The sequence below is a fragment of the Gemmiger formicilis genome (assembly GCF_018784445.1).
GTDB lineage: Bacteria > Bacillota > Clostridia > Oscillospirales > Ruminococcaceae > Gemmiger.
Map to the genome: position 1 here is coordinate 65,426 of NZ_WQOH01000014.1, position 20,367 is coordinate 85,792.

General features: G+C 54.5%; 16 protein-coding genes and 1 tRNA gene. 7 read left to right on the forward strand and 10 right to left on the reverse strand.

The window, feature by feature from the left end:
- Window positions 1–111 precede the first annotated feature (111 nt).
- Window positions 112–1,071 (forward strand): calcium/sodium antiporter, encoded by a 960-nt coding sequence (locus GPK89_RS05295; protein ID WP_207686394.1) that lies wholly within the window; start codon window positions 112–114, stop codon window positions 1,069–1,071.
- Window positions 1,072–1,380: 309 nt separating this feature from the next.
- On the opposite strand, the gene bilR is transcribed toward GPK89_RS05295, so the two are convergent.
- Genes bilR through GPK89_RS05310 form a run of 3 tightly spaced genes read right to left on the reverse strand, consistent with a single transcriptional unit; the run spans window position 1,381 to window position 5,484 of the window.
- The gene (gene bilR, locus GPK89_RS05300; RefSeq protein WP_215691893.1) at window positions 1,381–3,306 is read right to left on the reverse strand and encodes a bilirubin reductase, long form; all 1,926 of its coding nucleotides are present in this window, start codon (window positions 3,304–3,306) and stop codon (window positions 1,381–1,383) included.
- A 30-nt stretch (window positions 3,307–3,336) separates the two neighbouring features.
- The gene (locus tag GPK89_RS05305; RefSeq protein WP_215691894.1) at window positions 3,337–4,092 is read right to left on the reverse strand and encodes an alpha/beta hydrolase family protein; all 756 of its coding nucleotides are present in this window, start codon (window positions 4,090–4,092) and stop codon (window positions 3,337–3,339) included.
- Between the two features lie 3 nt (window positions 4,093–4,095).
- Entirely contained in the window at window positions 4,096–5,484 is a 1,389-nt protein-coding gene (locus tag GPK89_RS05310) for an MFS transporter (protein WP_215691895.1), read from the reverse strand.
- A gap of 214 nt (window positions 5,485–5,698) precedes the next feature.
- On the opposite strand from GPK89_RS05310, the gene GPK89_RS05315 reads away from it, so the two are divergent.
- From GPK89_RS05315 to GPK89_RS05325, 3 genes are all read left to right on the forward strand, one after another.
- The gene (locus tag GPK89_RS05315; protein ID WP_291232398.1) at window positions 5,699–6,529 is read left to right on the forward strand and encodes a helix-turn-helix domain-containing protein; all 831 of its coding nucleotides are present in this window, start codon (window positions 5,699–5,701) and stop codon (window positions 6,527–6,529) included.
- Window positions 6,530–6,817: 288 nt separating this feature from the next.
- The gene (locus tag GPK89_RS05320) at window positions 6,818–8,212 is read left to right on the forward strand and encodes an alanine/glycine:cation symporter family protein (RefSeq protein ID WP_215692140.1); all 1,395 of its coding nucleotides are present in this window, start codon (window positions 6,818–6,820) and stop codon (window positions 8,210–8,212) included.
- Between the two features lie 30 nt (window positions 8,213–8,242).
- Window positions 8,243–9,724: a Na+/H+ antiporter NhaC family protein gene (locus tag GPK89_RS05325; protein ID WP_252261495.1), complete on the forward strand. Its 1,482-nt coding sequence runs from the start codon at window positions 8,243–8,245 to the stop codon at window positions 9,722–9,724.
- Between the two features lie 80 nt (window positions 9,725–9,804).
- Here the strand turns inward: GPK89_RS05325 and GPK89_RS05330 are convergent, their stop codons facing one another.
- The 4 genes from GPK89_RS05330 to GPK89_RS05345 all read right to left on the reverse strand — a co-directional run bounded on the left by GPK89_RS05330 (window position 9,805) and on the right by GPK89_RS05345 (window position 14,741).
- Entirely contained in the window at window positions 9,805–10,713 is a 909-nt protein-coding gene (locus tag GPK89_RS05330) for an RluA family pseudouridine synthase (RefSeq protein ID WP_215691898.1), read from the reverse strand.
- Window positions 10,710–12,659, reverse strand: a complete 1,950-nt coding sequence (locus GPK89_RS05335) for a DUF6311 domain-containing protein (RefSeq protein WP_215691899.1) — start codon at window positions 12,657–12,659, stop codon at window positions 10,710–10,712. The genes GPK89_RS05330 and GPK89_RS05335 overlap by 4 nt, the downstream gene beginning before the upstream one ends.
- A 281-nt stretch (window positions 12,660–12,940) precedes the next feature.
- The gene (locus GPK89_RS05340) at window positions 12,941–13,567 is read right to left on the reverse strand and encodes a recombinase family protein (protein ID WP_215691900.1); all 627 of its coding nucleotides are present in this window, start codon (window positions 13,565–13,567) and stop codon (window positions 12,941–12,943) included.
- 184 nt (window positions 13,568–13,751) lie between these two features.
- Window positions 13,752–14,741 carry a DUF4352 domain-containing protein gene (locus GPK89_RS05345; protein ID WP_215691901.1) on the reverse strand — a complete coding sequence of 330 codons (990 nt, stop codon included), beginning with the start codon at window positions 14,739–14,741 and terminating at the stop codon, window positions 13,752–13,754.
- A gap of 134 nt (window positions 14,742–14,875) precedes the next feature.
- Here GPK89_RS05345 and GPK89_RS05350 point away from each other — a divergent pair, with 134 nt between their 5' ends.
- Complete coding sequence (locus GPK89_RS05350; RefSeq protein ID WP_215691902.1) at window positions 14,876–15,058, forward strand: hypothetical protein; 183 nt, start codon at window positions 14,876–14,878, stop codon at window positions 15,056–15,058.
- 45 nt (window positions 15,059–15,103) lie between these two features.
- On the opposite strand, the gene GPK89_RS05355 is transcribed toward GPK89_RS05350, so the two are convergent.
- The 3 genes from GPK89_RS05355 to GPK89_RS05365 form a co-directional block, all read right to left on the reverse strand.
- Window positions 15,104–15,619, reverse strand: coding sequence for a hypothetical protein (locus GPK89_RS05355; protein WP_215691903.1), 516 nt, complete (start codon window positions 15,617–15,619; stop codon window positions 15,104–15,106).
- Window positions 15,620–16,691: 1,072 nt separating this feature from the next.
- On the reverse strand, window positions 16,692–17,912 hold the full coding sequence (locus GPK89_RS05360) for a tyrosine-type recombinase/integrase (RefSeq protein ID WP_215691904.1): 1,221 nt from the start codon (window positions 17,910–17,912) through the stop codon (window positions 16,692–16,694).
- A gap of 202 nt (window positions 17,913–18,114) precedes the next feature.
- Window positions 18,115–18,198, reverse strand: a tRNA-Leu gene (locus GPK89_RS05365).
- A 201-nt stretch (window positions 18,199–18,399) separates the two neighbouring features.
- Between GPK89_RS05365 and miaB the strand changes: the two genes are divergently transcribed.
- Complete coding sequence (miaB, locus tag GPK89_RS05370) at window positions 18,400–19,782, forward strand: tRNA (N6-isopentenyl adenosine(37)-C2)-methylthiotransferase MiaB (RefSeq protein ID WP_252261496.1); 1,383 nt, start codon at window positions 18,400–18,402, stop codon at window positions 19,780–19,782.
- A gap of 36 nt (window positions 19,783–19,818) precedes the next feature.
- Complete coding sequence (locus GPK89_RS05375; protein ID WP_215691906.1) at window positions 19,819–20,226, forward strand: YlbF family regulator; 408 nt, start codon at window positions 19,819–19,821, stop codon at window positions 20,224–20,226.
- The last annotated feature ends 141 nt before the right edge of the window (window positions 20,227–20,367 follow it).

The following is a 20,367-nucleotide window of genomic DNA, read 5'->3' on the forward strand; positions in this document are numbered from 1 at the left end:
CGATGCAGTACCGGATGCTTGAGACTTTTATCACATTTTCCCATTTTGGGCTGGATGTGATAAAGGTCTTTTTTTGTGCCTCTGCCGCTATTATTAAAAAGGAGAGATATTATGCTGATCCCTGTTCTGTTATTTATCGTGGGTCTGCTGTGCCTGATCAAGGGCGGCGACTGGTTTGTGGACGGTGCCACCGGCATCGCCCGCCGCTTCCATGTGCCGGAGCTGCTCATCGGTGCCACGGTGGTGTCCATCGGTACCACCCTGCCGGAGGTCATGGTGTCCACCACCTCTGCCCTCACCGGTCACGGCGAGATCGCCTACGGCAACGCCATCGGCTCGGTCATCTGCAACGCTGCACTGATCGCCGCCATCACCATTGCGGTGCGCCCGGGCAAGGTTGACCCCAAGAGCCTGCGCACCCCGGTGGCCTTCTTCTTTGTGGCTGCCGCTTTCTATGCCGGTGTGGCCTACACCACCGGCTCCTTCACTCGCCCGGTGGGCCTGATCCTGCTGGCCATGTTCGTGGCTTACATCGTGTGCAACGTGCTGGCTATGAAAAATACCCCCGCCCCGGAAGAGGAAGAGCAGGCTGAGGAAGGCTCCTTTGCCAAGGAGTTGGGGCTGCTGGCCATCGGCGCAGTGCTCATTGCTGTGGGCGCTGACCTGCTGGTGGACAACGGCACCCTCATCGCACAGGCGCTGGGCGTGCCGGAGTCGGTCATTGCGCTGACCTTTGTGGCACTGGGCACCTCGCTGCCGGAGCTGGTCACCGCCATCACCTCGCTGGCCAAGGGTCACGGCGCGCTGTCGCTGGGCAACGTCATCGGTGCAAACGTGTTCAATCTAGTGCTGGTCAGCGGCGTGTCTGTCACGCTGGCACCCTTCAGCATCCCGCAGAACTCCACCATCGCAGGCATGAACGCCTCGCTGGTGATGGATATCCCGGTCATGTTTGCCGTGATGCTGCTGCTCACCCTGCCCGCTCTGATCAAGGGCAAGCTGAGCCGCCCGCAGGGCATTGCACTGCTGTGCATCTATGCCGCCTTCTGCGCCGTGCAGTTCAGCATCTGATCTGTTGTAAACGTAAAATATTTAAGGCTGCTGCACAGGGTTTTGTGCAGCAGCCTTTTTATGTGGGATGATTTTAAATGCGCTCCGCGACATCTTCCCCCGGTGGGTGAAGGCTTAAGCGGTGGCGGTACAGTTCCCGGCTGACCCGTAAAGTTTCCGGGCGTGTCCGCTCTCCCCTTGGGAGAGCTGGCGCGGGAGCGCCTGAGAGGGCGAGGCAAAACCCTGACGGCTTTGCCTGAGAGGGTAAAAAAAGTGGGTCAGAAGCGCCCACAGGCGTTTCTGACCCACAAATAGAACGATATTTTTGTTTTACAGCTGGCAGGCGGTATCGTAGCCGGTGCGGATGGCGTTGGAGATATCCGCAGCCTTGCCGGCGGCATCGCCAATGGAATACACCGGGATGCTGGCAGCTTCCAGCGCAGCAGCGTCAAATTCGTTGGAGCGTGCGCCCATAGCCAGCACGATGTAATCGCAGGGGATGGTCACCTCTGCACCGTCCTTGTTCTCGCAGACGACGGCGTCCATGCGGAACTCCTTGACCTTGTGGCTGGGGTACTGCTCCACGCCGTAGGTCTTATAGTTTTCCAGCAGGGTGGGCAGAATGGTGGTGCTCTCGCCTGCGGCGATCTTGTCCATCATCTCGATAACGGACACCTTGCAGCCGCGGGCAGCCAGATACTCTGCGGTCTCGCAGCCCACCATGCCGCCGCCGATGACGGCAACCGTGCCGTACACCTGCTGCTCACCGGCCAGAACCTTCCATGCATCGGCCACGTTCACGCTGTCGATGCCGGGGATGCGGGGTGCGGCGCTGTGTGCGCCCACAGCGTTGATGACGGCCTCGAAACCGGCATCCTTCAGCTGCTCTGCGGTGCGGGTCTGACCCATGCACAGGTGCACACCGGCGTTGCAGACCGCGTGGATCAGATCCTGTGCGGCGCGGCGCATCTCCTCCTTGCGGGGAGGTACGCAGGCAATGTTCAGCTGGCCGCCCAGAGTGGTGGTCTTTTCGAACAGGGTCACGTCATGGCCGCGCAGCGCTGCCACACGGGCGGCTTCCAGACCGGCAGGGCCGCCGCCGAGGACGGCGATCTTCTTTTTCTGCGCTGCGGGCTGGATGCTGCGGGTGTTCTCGTAGCCGTTCTCCGCGTTCAGCACGCAGGAGAGGAACTGACGGTTCTGGATGGCATCGGTGCAGCCCTTGTTGCAGCTGATGCAGCGGCGGATATCGCAGGCCTTCCCGGCAGCGATCTTGGTGCCCCAGTCGGGGTCTGCCAGCAGCGGGCGACCCATGGCAACCATGTCGGCCATGCCGCTCTCGATGACACGCGCAGCCATTTCGGCATCCACGATACGACCCACGGCGCTGACCGGCACATTGACGGCCTTTTTGATGTCCCCGGCGATTTTGACGAAGAAGCCGTAGGGCTGTACGCCCATGGGAGGAATGGTGTCGGCCATGTTGCCGGTGTGGTTGGCCTGCGCAACGTGGAACATATCCACGCCGTCCTCTACCAGCCACTGGGCAAACTGCACGGCGTCGGCTTCGTCAATGCCGCCCTTGCCGCGCTGCGGGGTGACGATGGACAGCTTGTAGTCGATGACCATATCCGGCACAGCCTTGCGGATGGCGCGGGTCAGCATGCGGGCAAAGCGGACGCGGTTCTCCAGACTGCCGCCGAACTTATCGGTGCGGTGGTTCATGCGGGTGGAGCACAGGCAGCCGTTCAGGCGGTCGCCGTGGATCTGGATGACGTCCACACCGGCCTTCTGTGCACGCACTGCGCAGGCGCACATCTTATCGATGATGGCCATCAGCATCTCCTCGCTGACCTCATCGGTGAAGAACATCATGTCGTGATGCAGGCGCTGACGCATCTCATCAAACTTTTTCTGCATAAACAGACTGTTGATGGCGTCTACGTCGTACTCCGGGTGGAAGAGCTGGACGCCCAGCTTGGTGCCGTAGGCGTGTACGCTGTCGGCCAGTGCCTTGAAGGCAGGGATCTGGCTGTCGTCAAACAGCTTGGGGGTGGGAGAAAAGCTGTTGATGGGCGCCACATCGCCCATAACGATGTAGCCCACGCCGCCCTTTGCCAGACGGGTGTAGAAGCCCATGTCCTGCTCACTGATCATGCCGTTTTTCTCGTAGCCGGTGGTCAGCGGGGGGAACATGATGCGGTTTTTAAAGGTCTGTCCGCCCACCTCAATGGGCTGCAGAATTACGTTTTGCATATAAAAGCCTCCTTGCAGATATGCTTTGCTTTACAGATTTGCTTTGATGAATGCTGCGGTCTTTTCCTCCACGGCGGCACGGGCTGCCAGCGTGGCAAAGTTGTGGCCGCCGCCTGCAATGGTGTCCACCTCGGGTGCGGTGTACACCTGTGCGTAACGGCTGCAGGTGCCCTCGTCCACCAGACGGTCATCGTCGGCGCGCAGCAGCAGCACCGGGCCGTTGTAGCCCTTGGCCTCGGTAAAGGGGTCGGGGTGCTTGGCCATCTCGTAGTTAAAGGCCATCTTGTAGCACAGACCCTCCAGGTCGGTGTAGTCCTTGCCGGTCTGCACAACGCCGTCGGCGCGCTGTGCGCAGCCAAACCACATCCCGGCACCCGGGCACAGCAAAATCAGGCCGTGGGGCTGGATGACCGGTGCGCAGGAGGCGGCAATGTAGCCGCCCATGCTCTGGCCGGAGAGGAACAGCTTTTCGCTGTCCACATAGGGCTGCTCAGCGGCCCATGCAAAGATATCCTGTGCATCGGTGTGCAGGCCGTCAAAGCTCATATCCTCAAACTCGCCGTCGCTCTCGCCGTTGCCGTAGAAATCGAACCGGGCGCTGCCGATGCCCTGCGCTGCCAGAGCGCGGGACAGGTGGGTGTACATGGACTTGTAGCCGCTGCAGCTGCCGGCAAAGCCGTGCAGATGCACCACAAAGGGTACCTTGCCCTCGGTGTCGGGCAGGGTCACGATGCCGCGCAGGGTGTGGCCATTGCGGTTTTTAAACTGAACCTGTAAGATCTTCATGGTTTACTTGCTCTCCTTTGCGGCGCGGCGAGCCTTCAGCTCGGTCAGCATCTCAGCAGTCTTCTGCTTGGTCAGGGGGTAGACGAAGAACAGGATGGCAACTGCAATGCCGTAGCCCAGGAAGTAGACGCCGGTGTAGCTCTTCCAGATGGCGTTCACAACGCCTGCGGTCTGCACAGCGCCTGCGGTAACGTTGTAGCCGATGGCACCCAGCACAAAGCTGGACAGGCTGCCGGAAATAGCGCTTGCAAGCTTGCGGAAGAAGGAGTAGGTGGAGTAAACGATGCCCTCGTTGCGTTCGCCGGTCTGCAGCTCATGGTAGTCGATGGCGTCGTTGACCATAGCCCAGATCAGCACCTGCATGCCGGAAGCGCCCAGATAGCAGATACCGTTGATGACGATGAAGGCCACAGGGTTGTGGACGGGGAAGAAGAACAGGATGCCGAACACGATGGCGGCAAAGCCTGCGCCCATGCAGCACCACTCCTTCTTGCCGAACTTGTTGGCCAGAGGCTGGGTGATGGCAAAGGACAGCACAGCGTACAGCACGCTCAGCATACCGGAGACAGCCTGAATTTTAACGTTGCCGAAGAAGTCCTTATACAGGTAGGTGTTCAGACCGTTGACCACGGAAGCACCGATCATGCCGGTCAGGCTGAAGAACATAACGCCCAGCAGAGCCTTATTGTGAGAGATCTCCTTGAGCACATGCAGGTAGTTCAGCTTTTCGCCCTGCGGACGCTCGGGCACTTCCACGCGCTCCTTGCACCACACGCAGGTGATCTGCAGGCACAGCAGACCCAGCAGAGCGCAGATGCAGGCCAGCATCAGGAAGCGGCCGGCCACGGGCTTGTTGTCCACATACAGGAACAGGGGGCCGATCATGACCATGACGGTCATGAAGATGGTGCCGCCAAGGCTGCGGTAGCGGGACAGTGCGGTGCGCTGGCTGACATCATCGGTCATCACGCTGGACAGGGTGCCGAAGGGCACGTTGACGCAGGTGTACAGCGCCTCGTACAGAACGTAGGTGACGAACATGTAGGCCAGACGCAGGCCGTAGTTGATATTGCCTACATTGACAAAGCCAAGTATGCACAGCACTGCCATGGGGAAGGAGAAGGCGCGGATCCACGGGATGAACTTGCCGCCCTTGGTGGCCTTACGGGAGTCCACGATGGCACCGATGATGGGGTCATTCACGGCGTCCCAGATCTTGGTGATCAGCAGCAGGATACCCACGTGGAAGGGGTTGACCTGCAGGATCAGGGTGTAGAAGATCGACAGATACATGGCGCGGTACTGCTCGGTGAAGCAGCAGCCCAGATCACCCAGCGTATAGCCGATCTTGTCCTTCATGGAGAAGGGGCGGATGGTCTTTTTCTGGTCCATTGTGTTTTATCCTCCTTAAAAACAGTGAAACCACGAGACTTTTCGCACAAGTCTCTTTTCTACGTTTTCATTATACGTTGATTTTTCATCAATGCATATCCAAAAAATGATTGAAAACTATCGCAAATTGATGTATTATGCAATTATAACAGTTGTACTTTTCTGTTGTGTACAACAATTTGTTACATATGACAGTTTTATGGAGAACTTTTTGGTGAATTATACAGTCAAGCGTTACCTTTTTGAGCAGAGCGCCGTCCGGGAATTTTATTCCGGCGCGTATTATGATTTGTTTCTGGTCATGCGGGGCAGCGGTGTGTTCCGGTGCAGCGAGGTGGTGCTGCCCGCACAGCAGCAGAATCTCATCATCTTCAAGCCCGGTCAGGGCGGCAGACTGGAATACGCCGGTGCTTACGGCCCGCTGGAACTTATTCGGGTGCAGCTGTCCCCCCAGACGCTGGCGCAGCTTTCGGACGCAGATACCGACCTTGAAAAAAGCTTCAACGTGGTGCCCTTCCGGCAGGTGGCTGTGCGCCCGGACAGCCAGATCTATATGCTGCTGAAAAACCTTGCCCGGAAGCTGCTGATGCTCCCGCAGGAGCGCACCCAGTTCGGTGCAGCGGTGTTCGAGCACGGTATTTTGCAAATGTTTGTGGTGCTGGCGCTGCGTGCCTGCATCCATGCGGAGTTCCACACCGCATCGGTCAGCCGCTACCACCTGATGCTGGACGAGGTGTTTTTGTTTATTCAGGCGCACCTTACCGAGGAACTGACGCTGGAGCGGCTGGAAAAGGAGTTTTTCGTCTCCCGGGAACATATTGCCCGGGAATTCAAACGCCAGACCGGGCAGACGGTGCACCGCTATATCGTAAAGGCGCGGTTAGACCGCTGCTGCACCCTCATCGAGCAGGGGCTGCCCATCACCGAGGTGTACAAGACCAGCGGCTTTGGCGGTTACAACCACTTTTTCCGCGCCTTTAAAAAGGAGTACGGCATGACCCCCAAGGAGTACTTCCACACCACCCGGCAGGACGCCCGGGGATGAATCCGGCAAAAGCAGCGCCGTCTGCGCCTGTGAAAAAAGCCGCCCGGGAAGATCCGCAGATCCTCCCGGGCGGCTTGCTTATCCTATTTTTTTTCTTTTACTTGCGGTGGGTGAGGCAGAAGACGCACAAGGGGATTGCAAACAACATGGCATAGTGGTATACTAATCTTGCAGTGATATAAGTCAAACTTGTCACAGTCGGACAAAAAGGCTTGTAAGCCGACAAAAAATGTCGGCGTTGCAGGCCTTTCTTTTTTTGCGAAAAATCAAAAGCAGAGGGATGCAATGATTCTTGAAACGATTGCGGCTGTCAATACGGCGGTCAACAACTTTGTGTGGGGCATACCGGCTATGGTGTGCATCATCGGCGTGGGGCTTCTGCTCAGCGTGCGCACGCACTTTTTGCAGATACGAAAGTTTCCATATGCCATCAAAACGACAATCGGGCGTATGTTCCGAAAAAAAGATGCCTCCGACGGTACGATGACGCCGTTTCAAGCGGTGTGCACGGCGTTGGCGGGCACGGTGGGTACCGGCAACATTGCGGGTGTTGCGGGCGCTATCGCCATTGGCGGCCCGGGCGCGGTGTTTTGGATGTGGTGTTCGGCGGTCCTGGGCATGTGTACTAAATTTGCCGAGGTCACGCTGGCAGTCCACTACCGGGAGCGCAGCGCCGCCGGGGAGTGGGTCGGCGGCCCGATGTACTATATCAAAAACGGCCTGGGCAGGCATTGGCAGTTTTTGGCGGTGCTCTACTCGCTGTTCGGTGTGCTGACGGTGTTCGGCACCGGCAACGCGACGCAGGTCAACACCATTGTGGCCGCCATTGACACGGCCCTGACGGAGTTCAACGTTGTGAGCGGCAGTGCGCTGTCCACCTTGAATCTCGTCGTTGGCATCATCGTTGCTATGCTGGTGGCCATGGTGCTGCTGGGAGGCATCAAGCGCATTGGCAGCGTCAGCGAACGCCTTGTGCCGTTCATGGCGCTGTTCTACATCGTGCTGTCAGTGGGCGTTGTCATCCTGAACATCCAGCGCTTTCCGGCGGTCATCGAGGCCATCTTCGCGGGGGCCTTCAACCCGGCGGCCTTCACCGGCGGCGTCATCGGAAGTCTCTTCGTCAGTATGCAGAAGGGTGTCTCCCGCGGTATCTTCTCCAATGAGGCGGGCCTTGGCACCGGCTCCATTGCCCATGCCTGTGCCGACACGAAAAAGCCGGTCAAGCAGGGTGTGTTCGGCATCTTTGAGGTTTTTGCCGACACCATCGTCATCTGCACGCTGACGGCCATGGTCATCCTGTGCAGCGGTGTCCCTGTCAACTACGGCGCGGCGGCCGGTGCCGAGTTGACGATCTCCGGCTTCACCACCACCTACGGCGGCTGGGCGTCCATCTTCACGGCGGTGGCGCTGTGCTGCTTTGCGTTCTCCACCATCATTGGCTGGGGCCTGTACGGCTCGCGCTTCATCGCGTTTTTGTGCCGCAGCGACAAGGTTGTGCGCCCCTTCTTTGTGGTGTACTCCTTCGTGTCCATCCTGGGTGCAACGGTCGATCTGGGGCTGCTGTGGAGCATTGCCGATACCTTCAACGGCCTTATGAGCATCCCGAACCTCATTGCGCTGCTCCTGCTGTCCGGCACGGTGGTCGAACTGACCAAGGACTATTTTGCGAAAGAAAAGGTGTAAAAAATGTTTATTGGAACCTGGTGGTCTCTGATGCCGCCTATCATCGCCATCCTGCTGGCGCTGCTGACGAAAGAAGTTTACCTCTCGCTGTTTGCGGGCTGTGCGCTGGGGGCGCTGCTGGTGGCGGAGTTCCACCCTTGGCTGGCATTTGACACGCTGTTCAACACGATGATCAACAGCGTTGACTTCTCGATTCTGATGTTCATGATCCTGCTGGGCATGGTCGTCATGCTGATGCAGGAATCCGGCGGTACGCGCGCCTACGGCGAGTGGGCGGCAAAGAAACTCAAGAGCAAGCGGGCTACCTTGGTGGCAACGTCGCTGCTGGGGGCGCTGATCTTCGTGGACGACTACTTTAACTGTCTGACCGTCGGCTCGGTCATGCGCCCGGTCACGGACAAATACAAAGTTTCTCGCGCAAAGCTGGCCTACCTCATCGATGCTACCGCTGCACCGGTCTGCATCATTGCGCCGATTTCCTCCTGGGCGGCAGCAGTCAACTCCTACGTCCCGGCGGGCAGCGCCATGTCCGGGTTTGAAATGTTCGTGCGCACGATACCGTTCAACCTCTATGCGCTGCTGACGCTCTACATGGTGTTCTTCACCTCGCTGGTCGGGTTTGACTTTGGCCTGATGAAAAAGCATGAGCGCAACGCCGCCAATGGCGACCTCTTCACCTCGGGCGGGGAGGCATTCCAAAACCAGGAGACACACGACCCCACAGAGGGCGGCAAATACGCCAAGGGCAAGGTCATTGACCTGATTGCGCCGATGATCGTGATGATTGCAACGGCTATCGGGGCTATGATCTGGACCGGCTACCTGAACGGCGGCACGAACCTTGTGGAGGATTTTGCCAACTGCTCCTCGTCGGAGTCGCTGGTCTTTGCGGGGCTTATCACGGTGGGGTTCCTGCTGGTGCTCTATCTGCCGCGCCGGGTCATCGGGTTCAAAGATTTCATGAACTCTGTGCCCGAGGGCGGCAAGCTGATGATGCCCGCTATCCTGATTCTGGTGCTGGCTTGGACGCTGAAAGGCATGACTGACGCGCTGGGCATCGGCGATTTTGTGCGCCAGGCCGTCAGCCTGAACGCCGGGCTGATGCGGTTTGTGCCGCTGTTGATTTTCTGCATTGCCATCTTCATTGCGTTTTCCTCCGGCACCAGCTGGGGCACGTTTGCCATTCTGGTGCCCATCGTTGTCAATATGTTCAGCGAGACAGACCCCAACATGATGCTCGTGGCCGTAGCCGCTGTGCTGGCGGGCGCTGTCTGCGGCGACCATATCTCGCCAATCTCCGACACCACCATCATGTCCAGTTCCGGCGCACAGTCCAACCACATCAACCACGTGCAGACCCAGATGCAGTATGCCATGGTCGTGGTGGCTGCCTGCGTGCCCGGCTACTTGATTGCGGGCTTTACCGAGAACTGGCTGCTCACCTTGGCCGCATCCCTCGTCATCCTGACCGTGATGCTTCTCTGGCTGCGCAAGCGCAGTTTAGCTGAATAAAAAAAGCAGTGCTTTCAAAATTGAAGGCACTGCTTTTTATTCTGCGTGCCCGGGCGGATTCCATATCCGCCCGGGCCGTCTTATTTCAACGTTCCATCCACGACCTGCTGGTAATACCACGGCTTCTCGGCGTGGAACACCCGCCCGGCCAGGTGGGCAAAACGCGGGTCGGAAATCTGTGCAGGGAAGCGCAGCTCCCACGCGCAGAGGGCTTGATACTTGAACCGCAGCTCCCGGTTGGCGGCGTTGCTGCCGTACTTGGAATCGCCCAAGATCGGGCAGCCGATGTGTGCGAGGTGCGCCCGGATCTGGTGGGTGCGCCCAGTCACAAGCTCGACCTCCAGCAGGGCCAGCCGTCCGCTGACGGCCAGCGTCTCATACCCGGTGATGACTTCCTTCGCGCCGCCTGCGGTCGTGTCGGTAATGCGCACAATGCCGCGCTCGGCGTCCTTCAAAAGGTAATCCCGCAGCAGGGCGGCGGGCGGGTTCGGGCGACCGAACGTCACGCAGAGATACCGCTTTTCAATGTCCCGTGCCTTGATGGCGGCGGTCAAAAATGCCTCGGCGGCGTTGTTTTTTGCCAGCAGCACCAGGCCGCTGGTGCCGGTGTCCAGCCGGTGGCAGAGCACCGCGTGGGTGGCCTTGCCCTCGGAGGCCAGCTTTGCCTGCACGCGGCGAATCAGCGTGTCGGTGTCTGGCCCATCCACCGCAATGCCTGCAGGTTTGCTGGCGATGATGATATCGTCGTCCTCATACACAAATACGGCGGCGGGGGTGGGGCGGTTTTCCAGCTGCTCATCGGTCAAAAATAGTTTGATTATGTCTCCGTTCTGTACCCGGGTCGCAAGCGGCTGCCTTTTGCCGTTCAGCTTGATCTTATTCTCGCGCAGGGCCTTGTTCAGCCGCCCCATGCCTAAGGCGGGAAACTGATCCATCAGGTATTTATCCAGCCGCACCGGCAGCAGGCTTTTCACGTGCAGTTCTTTCATTTTGTTGTCAGCTCCTCATCCCACAAAATTGTGGCATCGTCAATTTCCAGCGTAACCATCAGCCAACCGGCGTCATGGTCGTCCACTGCCAGTATCGGGTATTCGCGGCCCCCGGCACACAGGTATGCAGCACCGTCCAGCTTTGCGCGGGCAAAGGGAGAGTCCATAAAGCAGACTGTCTTTTTGGTGGAATCCAGCACACCGCGGTTCCACAAAGCGTCGGTGTAATCCGCCAGCCGCAGGGGATAGTTTTCATCGTAGGGCGTGCAGAGTGCATCAAAAGTCTTGCCTTGCAGCCCCGGCGCGATAACGTACCAGCTGGCCGTGCCGTCGGTACTTGTCACCCAGCCGCACCAGGCGGCATCTTTTACCGGCTCAACGGCTTGCAAAAATGCACCTTCGGTCGCAAATAAATAGAGAGTATCATTCTGCAAATCGCCGTTCACCAGCGCATCCAGCGCGGTCTGCCGCTCGGCGGCAAGGGCGGTTTCATCATAGCGGGCGGCGAAGGGGTCGTTCGTGGTCATGTCGTTGTCGGCGGCCCACAGCGCCAGGTGCAGGCTGTCGGCCTGCATCCCTTCCACGGATTCAAGGTGTGCGTACCGCCCGGAGGCTGTCTGCCAGAAGCTGCTTTGCATCTCGGTAGGAAAAGCGTCCACCGTTTGCGCGTTCCGCATGGCATCGTGCCGCTGGATGAGCGCGGGGCTTACATCCCACAGCTGCACCATTGCAAACATGGCCACCCAGACTGCTGCCTGGGGCAGCCGTGCCAGTCCGGTGAACGCCGCCAAAACCAGCAGGTAATACACCGGCCAGAACAGCCGCCCGCCGGAGCGGAACACCGAAAACAGTTTGATAAAGGAAGCTGGTAACGGCAGCGTGGCCAGCGTAACGCCGTTGGCCGTGATGACGTTGCTCACGGCAAACGCAGTCAGCACCACACAGCAAAGGCAGAGCGCCCAGTGGCGGCGAAGGTACCCGGCCAACCGCCGCCGCGCCAGCACCAGCGCCACCGGCAGCGCCGCCAGCACGCCCAGCCCCAGGTAGGCAAAAGCGTCATAGTTGCCGCCCACCTGGTTTTGCGCGGGCAGCAGACGGCTGTACAAAACGCCGTTTACGCCCACCGGGTTCCACAGCGCGTTTAAATTCATGGCAAAATAGCCGTACAGCGCCTGCCCGCCGCTGGTGGCCGTGCCGTACAAAAGCCCCAGTGCCCAGCCCAGCGCTGCCGTGCAGACCATATTGCTGCCCAGATACACAGCGGGCCGCAGCCATTGCCGCTTTTGCACGGCGTATTCCAACAGAAGCGCCAGCGTGACGGCGTAGGTCATGGGCAGAAAATAGGGGTGGATGCCCACGGCTAAAACATTGAGCAAAAACAGCCCCCGCGACGCATACAGCCCCTGCCGCTTACAGACAAAATAGCAGTAGAGCGCTGCCAGCACAAGCCATTGTGCCCCCAGTGAGGTGTGCCGGAACGCGCGTTCGATCAAAACAGGGCTGGCGGCAAAGACGAGCGACCCCGCCAGCGGGGCAAACAACCCGCCCGCAAACAGCGAACACAGCAGCGCCCCAAAACCGCCCTGCAAGGCAAAGCACACCAGCGTGAACCAGCCAAAATACTGGAACGTGCCACCCAGCGCCGCCGCCAGCGGGCGGCATAAAGCCGCCAGCAGGGGGATGGAGTCGGTGTAGGCTACGCTGACCCCGCCAGGGTAGTTGACGGCATCCGTCACACCCAGGGGCCAGCCGATGGCGCTGCGCTTATAAAACAGCCAGCCCGCGTAGTGCTGCTGGATGTCCTTTTCGATATAGCCGCCGCGGCAGAATGCGTCGTTGGCGACGTTCAGCGGCGCGGTGCCATACACCAGTAAAAAGATGGCCACCCCCAGCAGGGCACCCAGCAGAAACAGCTGCGCTTTGCGGGATAATTTATGGTTCAGCATATAGCCCATCCCTCGCACTAAAAAACAAAAGTCTAACCGACCGGACGGAAGGTTAGACTTTACGAGGAAATGCCGCTGACCGGGATCGAACCGGTACGGTATCGCTACCGAGGGATTTTAAGTCCCACTAAAAGCGGTATTTCTACATATTGAGTCCAAACACCTTTTGGTTAGCATGTTTTTCTATATATTGTGTGTATCTAAAGTAACAGGAAAAATATTACAAGAGATTGAAGAATTGAAATTATGGTAGAGGGATTTTCAAATAGGCATAAGAATATTTAATCTTTACCTTCATAGCGCTTCACCAGTCGATAAAATGTGGGCTTCGTAAGGTTCAATTCTCGCATTGCGTCAACAGCGAGAATCTGATTCTGTTTCCATTTGATATACACGGTCTGCCAATTTTCGGGGTAGTCCTTTGTGGGGCGGCCCATCTTAACGCCGTGTGCGCGCGCGACCTCAATGCCTTGCGCTTGACGCTTACGGATGTTTGTACGCTCTTTCTCGGCGGTGTAGCTAAGAATCTGCAAGACCAAATCTGCAATGAAGCGTTTGTCAAGGTTCTCTGTTGCGGTGCTGGTGTCCAGCAGGGGCATATCGAGAACTTTAATATCCGCGCCGATCTCGGTGGTGATGTATGCCCACTGCTTGCGAATTTCGGTATAGTTACGGCCTAGTCTGTCAAGAGAGAGAACAACAAGCAAATCACCTTTGCGCAAAAGGGGAGCACTTGTATCTGTGCCGACTAGGAGATTCCATGTGCGGCGCTCAAAATCCTTGCCCGATGCCTTATCGCAGAGAATGTGCTTCTCGTCGATGCCCTCGGCCAGCATAGCGGCCTTTTGGCGGTCAAGGTTCTGATCTACACTGCTAACACGGCAATAGCCCCAAACGGTTCTGTCCATCTGTCAGCGCTCCTTTCATTTGCTGATATAAATATACCACAGAAGTATCAAAAAGTCAACACTTTTATTGATACGTTTCTAAAGAAAATTTAAAGAATCTGAGACGCAGAAAATGCCCTCCGAATAGGCTTCGGAGGGCGTTTCTTTAAGTATACCTTTTGGAACGTCTTAGACGCTGATAAAATCAAACGAAATCTTTGGGTTCAATTAGAAATGCGCCTTGCCGCGTGGCGAGTTCAATCTTCTTCCAGTTGGCGGGGGCTTCAATCACCTTATAGCCGCTCATAGATTTACCGCTTAAAATGTCTTTATAGTCTTGGTCGTTCAAATCTTCCATGTCGTCAACCGTGGTATAGAGGAAACTGGTAAATCTATCGGAGTAGTCGTCAATGAACACATCGAATGTATTAAGGGCATCAAACCGTTGCGTTTGATCAGAAGCGTTTTTGATGTCAAAAAATAAAATGACGAAAACTTTACCGTCATCGGGTTCATAATAGGTATAAGAATCTTTGCTGACATATTCGGTTTGACGTGCGCCTGTCAGTGTAATCTTCATACCGTTGCGCGTTAGTGTGTCCCCTACATGGTAAACAACATCTTCTCCGCTTTCTTCACCCGCAGAAATCGTGCCCAAATCAGCATGGGTAATAGATACCACTGAATTATCAGGACAACTTATTTTTATTTCATTCCATTTTTCTGGGACAACCGCAGAAAAATAGTTTTTAGCTTTTCGTCCCGCTTCTAAAGAAGTATACCATTCAATTTTATCAACACCATTATATTTATCATAGAAGTTAATAAAAGAACATTCTTCACCATCGGCAGAAATCTTAAAGAAATCACTGAGGTCAATCGCGGTATTTGATGTATTTTCCAGTTCAAAACTTGCAAAGAAATACTCCGTGCCACTATCAGCGTCCGTATAGTCCTCAAATTCTGGTGTTGCATCAACAGAATCAATCACTAACGTGTATCCTTTTCCGTTGACGGTTTCGCCTTTCTTATAAACTGTTGTTGGGTCAAGCAAATTTGATACAGCCGTGCCTAAACCGCCCTTCGAATCAGAAGAAGTTGCTCCATTAGAATTTGTTCCACTTCCACCGCAAGCAACCATTGTCAGCGCTAATGCAGTTGTCAGGCTTAGTGCAGCAATCCTTTTTAACTTCATTTTGTCAGTCCTCCTCAAAATGATTGTAATACAAGTATACAGATTTTGCACATAATAATCAAGTGTTAATACCACACATAAATAATGCGTTGTTTTTGGTGGTATTTTCACCCACAATATAGAGGGGTGGTAAAATGGCTTTCAAGATTCCAAAAGAAGAATATGTCAATCGTACATTTAGGTTTGAAAAATCGCTGCTTGACCGTATGGATAAAATCTGCGATAAAGAGGGCATTTCACTAAACCGCCTTACTGTGCTATGTATTGAATATGCGCTTAACGATATGGAAGAAAATTCTGAAAATAAAGACCAATAGAGCCAATGGGCGCGTGTATCTTTACCCGATACACGCGCCTTTCTATTAGGATACAAGGTCAAGCTGCTCCTGCTGGGAGTTGTTAGCTACTTCAAGCGGCACATTCTGCTCTACTGCTTTATCTTCGTCAGTAGCCTTTTTGTTTGTTCGTTTGGCTTTCTTCGCGGCGGCTTCGCGCGCTTTCTTAGCTTTCTCTGCTTCTTCACCTTCGCGCTTCTCAACAAACCATTTGCGAATTACAGCAAACTTCACCTTGCGGACGCTCTTAGTTGCGTTGGTCTTGCTGGGAATCTTCTCACCGAACAGTTTGTCAAACTCGACCTTCCACTCTTTGTGTTCATCGTCACCAATGTAGGCTTCAATATCGTCCATAGTGGTATGGTCGTATTTGCCAACGCGCTTTTTGGCTTCTTCGACCACAATCTTGAATGTGGGGAACTTAGCTTTCGTTTCAATGTAAAGGTCATAGGTTTCTTTGTTGCCGTTGTTGAGCTTCTTCTCAAATGCAGCGGTGAAGATGATGGTTTCATTCTGGAGGCTTACGGTATAAAACTTAGACATAATGTTCTTTGCCTGTTTTCTCTGCTTCTCTTAATTCTTCTATATTATTCTCTTTATATCGTTATATTCCTTCTTATATTATCTCTTATATAATTCCTTACACTATCCCTTTTATTATTCCTATTATTATTTTCATTACTATCCCTTTACTGTTATCCCTATTATTCTTTGCAATTCCTGTTTGGTTTTATCAGCGCGCTTAACCAGACACGCGCTAACGCGCTGTCAGCTACGCGCGCGGTCTGTCTTAATTCTATTTATTATAATTATATATTATATTTATAATATCGTTTTTAAAGAGAGTAATAAGAAAACAAGAAAAATCCAAAAAAATAAGATATAATAATTAACACAAAATCGCAAATTTTCGGAAATCGTTTGCACTTCAACAGTCAGCAAATACCGTTTTTTGATTTTGCCTTTTGTGCGTATCCTGCATTATATCCCCCTCATACGAACCAACAGAGGTGTTGAACAATGACAAAACAAGAGCAACTAAACAGCGCCGTTTCTATGCTGCGTCCCTTGTGCGGCGTTTCAAGGGCTGCATTTGCAGCGTAGGCGGGTTTAAATGTCTACGACCTATATGACCTTTCACGCACCAAAAGAAAGGCTTCTAAGCGGCTCTGTGAGCGCGTGGAAAGAGCTTTGTTGAAATACTATCCCTTTGAGTATGAAACGCTTACACAGAGCCTTACAGCGTTGGAGGATTCAGCCGATGAAAACAACGAACATCTTCTATAATCCAGAACATGAAGCGTGGCACGATGAACGCAGCCACAAAATCGCCCAATAGGAAATAAACCGCCTTGTTCCCTCAATAGCAAAGAAAGAAGCGGCGCGCCTTTATAATGAGCGCATGGACAGATTGCTTGCTGACTTACAGGCCGACTTGCAAACAACCATCTATGCTGCTTTTGAGGATAATAAAAATGTTCTTTTGGGGTAGACTACACGCGCCGTCCTTTCCGATGCGCTGTTTGAGCGCGTCCGCAATGATGTGGAACGCTTAAAAATCACAATAGAATGAGAAAGAAATTGCGCCCACAGATTCTAAGCTGTGAGCGCGCTTTTATTTTCTGAAAGCTAACTTTGTTTTGCCTCGATTTATGCGAACAGTATTGATAGGGGCGTGTTCTTCGACCATCGGTTTTGTGTCCTCTGCGAACAAATTAGAGTAGCGCTGAACCATCTTCAAAGAGCGATGGCCTAATATCTTCTGCAAGGATAAAATATCACCGCCAGATTGAATCCATCGTTTGGCGAACGTGTGTCGCCAGAGGTGGCAGCTTGTCTTTTGAACGCCACGACTTTTGTTGTATTCTCCGAGGCTTTTGCCTAGGGCAACAGGGCCGCATTTGCTGCCGTAAGAATTGCAAAAGACATAGGCCTTATTTAAAGGAATGCCGTTTTCGTCACAGCGATAGTGGCGAATGTATTCTATAAGAATCGGCTTTAGTTTTTCGGCCATTGCAATGCGGGAGGGGTCACGATTCTTTTGAACATTGACGGTTATAATGCCTTCATCAAAATCTAGATCGCTTATTTTCAGATTGGCAACGGAGGAAATGCGGTTTCCAGTAGCAAGAAAATAGTTGATGATAACCCAATTTCGGTATTCTATGAAATCTTCGGGCCTAGGCTTTACAAGTAACTTTTCGATTTCAGAATCGGTGTACACTTCTTTGATTGCGGGCGCTACTTCTCTTATATAGATATTGCGCGTATCTATCCAGCCTTTATCCATGCAGAAGTAAGCAATAGCACGCCAACCGCGGAAAATGTTGTTTAGCGTTTGCTCATTACATTCTAGGTAGTCTAAAATGTAGTCGTGGTACTCGGCTTCAAAATCATCTGTTTCGAGAACGACCAACGGCATGATTTTGCCAAACTCGAGATCGCTCAATGTGTGCTCTGTAAGAGCCTCTTTTGAAGTGTTTAGCATTTTGGCGTAATCGGCAGGGGATTCACTCACGAGATAAGCAACAAACCTGTAAAGGTTGCGAAAAACCTTTTGATAGTATTTGATGGTGGCTTCTGTGTTGTTTTTGCCCCTTTGATAGCTGATAAACATATCTTCGATTTGCCAAAGGGGAGTGGTGAACTTATTGACTTGCTTGCTTTTTAAGCGCGCGATTCTTCCTTTTGGGAGAGATGCTTCTTGCATTTCCAGCGCGTGCCGAAATGTTTGACGAGTTTCTTCGTCAACGGTTGAGTTGGATTTATTTAAGGCTTCTGCTTCTTCTGGCGTGGCTTCAATAGTAAGACTGGCGTTGAAGATAGGCTCTTTCATTGTAAAACCTCCAAACATCGACCTTTTGATACAGAAATTATACCGCAAAATCGAGGGATTGTCAACAGAATCGAGGGATTTTCTGCCGAAAAAATACTAGGGATTGCCAGAATAAAATTGACTAGGGATTGCTTTTGATACACAGAAATCAAAACAAAAAAGGCCCTATATTCAGCGAATGAACGTTGAATATAGGGCTATATGCCGCTGACGGGAATCGAACCCGTACGATGTTTCCATCGAGGGATTTTAAGTCCCTTGCGTCTGCCAGTTCCGCCACAGCGGCATAACATATGTATTGTAGCGCATGATGGCGGAAATGTCAATCTTCCCGGCGCGTTTTTTCCATCCCAAAACCCAATTTGCACAAAAAATTCAACATCAGCCGCTTGTGCTTTTGCCCGAGATTTGCTATACTAATATGGTATGTTTGGATAGGTGCGCCCATTTGGCAAGACCCGGGCGTTTTATAATAAGGAGAATTCACTTGGAAAAACTGACCTATACCCACAATGACGCTGCGGCCAAGGTGCTGGCGGCCTACTACGAGACCCCGCCGCTGGCGTATGTGCGCAGCTACGGCTGCCAGCAGAACGTCAACGACGGAGAAAAAATCAAGGGCGTTTTGCAGGATGTCGGCTACGGTCTGTGTGACAATGTCGAGCACGCCGACCTCATCCTGTTCAACACCTGTGCCGTGCGTGAGCACGCCGAGCAGCGGGTGTTCGGCAATGTCGGTGCGCTGAAAAAGCTCAAAGAGCAGAACCCCCGCCTGATGATCGGCATCTGCGGCTGCATGGCCCAACAGGAGCATATCGTTGAAAAGCTGCGCCAGAGCTACCCCTATGTGGATCTCGTGTTCGGCGTTGACGGCATCGACCGCTTACCCGCCATGCTGGCGGAGCGCATCCGCAAAGGCAAGCGCTACCTGGAAAAGCCCGAGGAACGCAACGCCGTGGTCGAGGAACTTCCCATCCGGCGGGACTCCGGTTTCCGCGCCTGGCTGCCCATCATGTACGGCTGTGATAACTTTTGCACCTACTGCATCGTGCCTTATGTCCGCGGGCGGGAGCGCAGCCGTGAACCTGCCGCCATTTTGGCAGAGTTCAAGCAGCTGGTGGCCCAAGGCTACAAGGAAATCACCCTCTTGGGCCAGAACGTCAACAGCTATGGCAAGGGGCTGGAAAACCCCATCGACTTTGCCGACCTGTTGAATCTTTTGTGCGAGGTGCCCGGCGACTATCAGATTCGCTTCATGACGAGCCATCCGAAGGATGCCAGCCGCAAGCTCATTGATACAATTGCTGCGCAGGAGCATCTGTGCAAACACATCCATCTGCCGGTGCAGTCCGGGTCTGACCGCCTCTTGAAGGAGATGAACCGCCACTACAACGTCGCGCAGTACATGGACCTCATCAATTATGCGAAAGAAAAGGTCCCCGGCGTGACCTTCTCCAGCGACATTATTGTCGGCTTCCCCGGCGAGACGGAAGAAGATTTTGCCGCGACGCTCGACCTTATCCGCAAGGTGGGGTATATGCAGCTGTTCACCTTTATCTATTCCAAGCGCATGGGTACGCCCGCCGCCAAATTGCCTGACCCCACGACTCACGCCGAAAAGGCCGCCCGCATGGACCGCCTGCTGAAAACGCAGGAAGAGTTTGCCTTTGCGGCCACCGCCGCCATGACCGGCCAGACCGTCCGCGTGCTGGTGGAGGCCGCCGGCCGCAGCGAGGGCACTGTCAATGGCCGCCTGGACAACAACCTGGTGGTCGAGTTCAAAGCCCCCGAAACCCTCATCGGCCAGTGGGCCGACGTCCACGTCACCGGCTCCCGCGCCGCGCTGCTGGTGGGTGAACTTGCCGAATAAACCCAATCTACATTATATATACAAGGAGATTTTACTATGGATTGCATTGATCTTTTTAAGAAAGCCGCAGCTGCTTTGCAGACTGACGTCCGCTACCTGGAACTGGACGCCGCCCGCCGCGAGAATGACGCGGACGAGGAGCTGCAGAACATGATCGGCGAGTTCAACCTCGCCCGCCTGGACCTGAACAACGAGAGCGCCAAGCCCGAAACCGACGCTGCCCGTGTGGCCGAGCTGAACCAGCGTGTCAACGACCTGTACAGCCAGATCATGGCCAGTGAAGGCATGGTGCGCTACAACGCCGCCAAGGCCGAGTGCGAGGCCCTGGTCAGCCACATCGACGCCATCATTAACACCGCTATGAACGGCGGCGACCCCATGACCGTGCAGGCCCCCACCGGCGGCTGCACCGGCAGTTGCTCCACCTGCGGTGGGTGCCACTAAAGATTGAGGCACGGTAGGGAACTGTAGGGGCGAGCATTGCTCGCCCGTCACTTCCCGCTGCCGCTCATAGCCCGGGCAAACGGCCCGCGGGCGGGCAATGCCCGCCCCTACAAAGCAACGTATCAACCAGACAAAACAGGA

Coding starts and splice junctions, on each gene's coding strand:
- GPK89_RS05345 (WP_215691901.1), bottom strand. CDS start 14,741: ATGAAGTTAAAAAGGATTGCTGCACTAAGCCTGACAACTGCATTAGCG.
- GPK89_RS05375 (WP_215691906.1), top strand. CDS start 19,819: ATGGATTGCATTGATCTTTTTAAGAAAGCCGCAGCTGCTTTGCAGACT.
- GPK89_RS05295 (WP_207686394.1), top strand. CDS start 112: ATGCTGATCCCTGTTCTGTTATTTATCGTGGGTCTGCTGTGCCTGATC.
- GPK89_RS05350 (WP_215691902.1), top strand. CDS start 14,876: ATGGCTTTCAAGATTCCAAAAGAAGAATATGTCAATCGTACATTTAGG.
- GPK89_RS05330 (WP_215691898.1), bottom strand. CDS start 10,713: ATGAAAGAACTGCACGTGAAAAGCCTGCTGCCGGTGCGGCTGGATAAA.
- GPK89_RS05360 (WP_215691904.1), bottom strand. CDS start 17,912: ATGAAAGAGCCTATCTTCAACGCCAGTCTTACTATTGAAGCCACGCCA.
- GPK89_RS05310 (WP_215691895.1), bottom strand. CDS start 5,484: ATGGACCAGAAAAAGACCATCCGCCCCTTCTCCATGAAGGACAAGATC.
- GPK89_RS05305 (WP_215691894.1), bottom strand. CDS start 4,092: ATGAAGATCTTACAGGTTCAGTTTAAAAACCGCAATGGCCACACCCTG.
- GPK89_RS05340 (WP_215691900.1), bottom strand. CDS start 13,567: ATGGACAGAACCGTTTGGGGCTATTGCCGTGTTAGCAGTGTAGATCAG.
- GPK89_RS05325 (WP_252261495.1), top strand. CDS start 8,243: ATGCCGCCTATCATCGCCATCCTGCTGGCGCTGCTGACGAAAGAAGTT.
- bilR (WP_215691893.1), bottom strand. CDS start 3,306: ATGCAAAACGTAATTCTGCAGCCCATTGAGGTGGGCGGACAGACCTTT.
- GPK89_RS05335 (WP_215691899.1), bottom strand. CDS start 12,659: ATGCTGAACCATAAATTATCCCGCAAAGCGCAGCTGTTTCTGCTGGGT.
- GPK89_RS05355 (WP_215691903.1), bottom strand. CDS start 15,619: ATGTCTAAGTTTTATACCGTAAGCCTCCAGAATGAAACCATCATCTTC.